Origin of the sequence: Roseateles sp. (assembly GCF_046300915.1) — a bacterium.
GTDB lineage: Bacteria > Pseudomonadota > Gammaproteobacteria > Burkholderiales > Burkholderiaceae_C > Kinneretia.
In genome coordinates, this window is record NZ_JBKCLH010000158.1 from 1 (window position 1) to 2,608 (window position 2,608).

Consider the following 2,608-nt stretch of genomic DNA (forward strand, 5'->3'; position numbering starts at 1 on the left):
GCAGCGCCGCGGTGCTGCGGGCGCGCCCGCGCGCGGCGGCAAGCCCGGCGCCCACGGCGTCTGGAGGCCGCAAGCCATGAGGCTGTTGCTGGTGGAGGACGAGGCCCTGCTGCGCGGCCAGCTGCGGCAGATGCTGGAACAGGCGGGCTATGTGGTTGACGAAGCGGCCGAGGGGCAGACCGCCCTACATCTGGGCGCGACCGAGCCGTATGACGTCGTGGTGCTGGATCTGGGCCTGCCCCTGCTGGACGGCCTGACGGTGCTGCAGCGCTGGCGCAGCCAGGGCCGGCGCATGCCGGTGCTGATCCTGACCGCCCGAGATGGCTGGCACGAGAAAGTTGCCGGCATCGATGCGGGAGCCGATGACTACCTCAGCAAGCCCTTTCACGGCGAGGAGCTGCTGGCCCGCCTGCGGGCCTTGCTGCGCCGAGCCCATGGCCTGGCATCGCCCTTGCTGCAGCAGCGCGATATCACGCTGGACACACGCAGCGGTACGGTGACGCAACAGGGGCTGCCGGTCAGCCTGACGGCCCAGGAGTACCGGCTGCTGGCCTATCTGATGCACCGGGCGGGGCAGGTGGTGTCGCGCAGCGAGCTGGTCGAGCATCTGTACGCGCAGGACTTCGAGCGCGACTCCAACACCGTGGAGGTTTTTGTGGCGCGGCTGCGCCGCAAGCTGGGGGCGGACCTCATCGAGACGGTGCGCGGCCTGGGCTACCGCCTGGCGGGCACCGAGGCGGCGCCGCCTTGAGCATGCGTTTTCTGCCCTCGCTCAGGCAGCGGCTGCTGCTGCTCACCCTGCTGACTGCGGGCTTGACCCTGGTGGCCGCGGGCCTGGGCCTCTCGGCCCTGTTTCGCGAGCAGGTGCGGCAGCAGCTTGTGGAGCGCCTGAGCGCGGATCTGGACCAGCTGATGGCGCGTCTGGAGGTGGATGCCCAGGGGCAGCCCAGCGTGGATGAGCGCCAGCTCTCCGATCCGCGCTGGAGCCGGCCGCAGTCGGGTCTGTACTGGCAGGTGGACGGGGCGGGCAGTCCGGGCCGAGCCGGCCTGCTGCGCTCGCGCTCGCTCTGGGACGAGGAGCTGGTGGCCCCGCCCGACCAGCCGCGCGACGGCGAGCTGCATGTGCATGAGCTGCTGACGCAGCGGGGCGAGCGGCTGCTGCTGATCGAGCGCTGGCTGCAGGCACAGGCCGCGGCCCAGCCCTGGCGCGTGATGGTGGCGGCAGACATGCGCTCGCTGGAGCGGGGCGCGCAACGTTTCGATGCCGCGCTGGCCTGGTCCCTGCTGCTGCTGCTGGTCCTGCTGCTGGGCGGAGCACTCCTGCAGATCACGCTGGGCCTGGCCCCGCTGGGCCGGCTGCGCCAGGCCCTGGCCGCCTTGCGCGAGGGGCAGACGGCCCGCCTGGAGGGCGGGCGCTACCCGGACGAGGTGCAGCCCCTGGTGGAGGACTTGAACGGGGTGCTGGAGCGCCAGGCACAGCTTTTGGAGCGCGCCCGCGCGCAGGCAGGCAACCTGGCCCATGCGCTCAAGACGCCGCTGACCATACTGTCCCAGGGCGGGGCCGCGGCCCGGCAGAGCCCGGAGGCCCTGCAAGAGCTGCCGGCTCTGGTGCAGGACCAGGTGCAGCTGGCGCGGCGGCATATCGACTGGCATCTGGCCCGCTCCCGCGCCGCGGCGGCCGCGGCCGTCCAGGGGGCTGCCGGTTTGCGCGCGCCGCTGGCGCCGGTGCTGGAGGGCCTGCTGCGGCTGATGGGCAAGGTCCATGCCGACAAGGGCCTGAGCCTTGAACACGCGCTGGCCCCGGCGCTGGCCTTTGCCGGCGAGGCGCAGGACCTGCAGGAGATGCTGGGCAATCTGCTGGACAACGCCTGCAAGGCGGCAGGCCGCCGGGTGATGGTGCAGGCGGCCCTTCAGCCCGGACGGCGTCTGCGGCTGAGCGTGGATGACGACGGGCCGGGCATTCCGCCCACTCTCAGGGCCGCGGCCTTGCAGCGCGGACGCCGATTGGACGAGGTCGGGCCGGGCAGCGGCCTGGGCCTGGCCATCGTGCAGGAGCTGGCCGAGCTTTATGGCGGCGAGCTGGCCCTGGGCGAGAGCCCCCTGGGCGGTCTGCGCGTGCAACTCATCCTGCCTGCCGCCTGATGTTGCCTGAGGCCCGGGCTAGTAATGCGGCGGCAGCTCCTCGCGCAGGCTGCGCACCGTGGCCCCGCCGCCATCGCCCGAGCCCTGCTGCTGCTTGAGCTCCTGCAGCTGGCGGGCCAGCAGCTCGATGTGCTGCTGCTGGCGGGCCACGATCTCGTTGAGATGGTCCACCAGGTCTTCGGCAAAGCTGGCCTTGATCTCCAGCTCGGTGACGCGCTGCTCCAGCTGTGCCAGCGCCGGGGGCTCGTGGTTCTCGTTCGTGCTCATGGCGGTATTCATGGCGGTATTGGACCGCAGAAGCGTGGGCCAGCGTGAAGAAAGCACGGCGGCTTGCCGGCGCGGGGCGCGGGAGCCCCTAGCATCGCGGCCACCATGAAACTGATCTACATCTTTGGCGCCATCCTGATCTGCAGCCTGCTCGGCGCCCTGGTGGCCAACCGCGCCATGAAGACCGCCCTGCTGGTGC

General features: G+C 71.6%; 3 protein-coding genes. 2 read left to right on the forward strand and 1 reads right to left on the reverse strand.

What is annotated here, in order from left to right; all coding sequences use genetic code 11:
• The first annotated feature begins 76 nt into the window (after positions 1-76).
• Together ACK5F2_RS12055 and ACK5F2_RS12060 are read left to right on the forward strand one after the other, a co-directional pair.
• Positions 77-751: a response regulator gene (locus ACK5F2_RS12055; RefSeq protein WP_409864897.1), complete on the forward strand. Its 675-nt coding sequence runs from the start codon at positions 77-79 to the stop codon at positions 749-751.
• A 2-nt stretch (positions 752-753) separates the two neighbouring features.
• Positions 754-2,142 (forward strand): sensor histidine kinase, encoded by a 1,389-nt coding sequence (locus tag ACK5F2_RS12060; RefSeq protein ID WP_409864899.1) that lies wholly within the window; start codon positions 754-756, stop codon positions 2,140-2,142.
• Positions 2,143-2,160: 18 nt separating this feature from the next.
• Here ACK5F2_RS12060 and ACK5F2_RS12065 read toward each other — a convergent pair whose 3' ends face one another.
• Positions 2,161-2,409: a SlyX family protein gene (locus tag ACK5F2_RS12065; RefSeq protein ID WP_409864895.1), complete on the reverse strand. Its 249-nt coding sequence runs from the start codon at positions 2,407-2,409 to the stop codon at positions 2,161-2,163.
• Between the last annotated feature and the right edge of the window lie 199 nt (positions 2,410-2,608).

Coding starts and splice junctions, on each gene's coding strand:
- ACK5F2_RS12055 (WP_409864897.1), top strand. CDS start 77: ATGAGGCTGTTGCTGGTGGAGGACGAGGCCCTGCTGCGCGGCCAGCTG.
- ACK5F2_RS12060 (WP_409864899.1), top strand. CDS start 754: ATGCGTTTTCTGCCCTCGCTCAGGCAGCGGCTGCTGCTGCTCACCCTG.
- ACK5F2_RS12065 (WP_409864895.1), bottom strand. CDS start 2,409: ATGAGCACGAACGAGAACCACGAGCCCCCGGCGCTGGCACAGCTGGAG.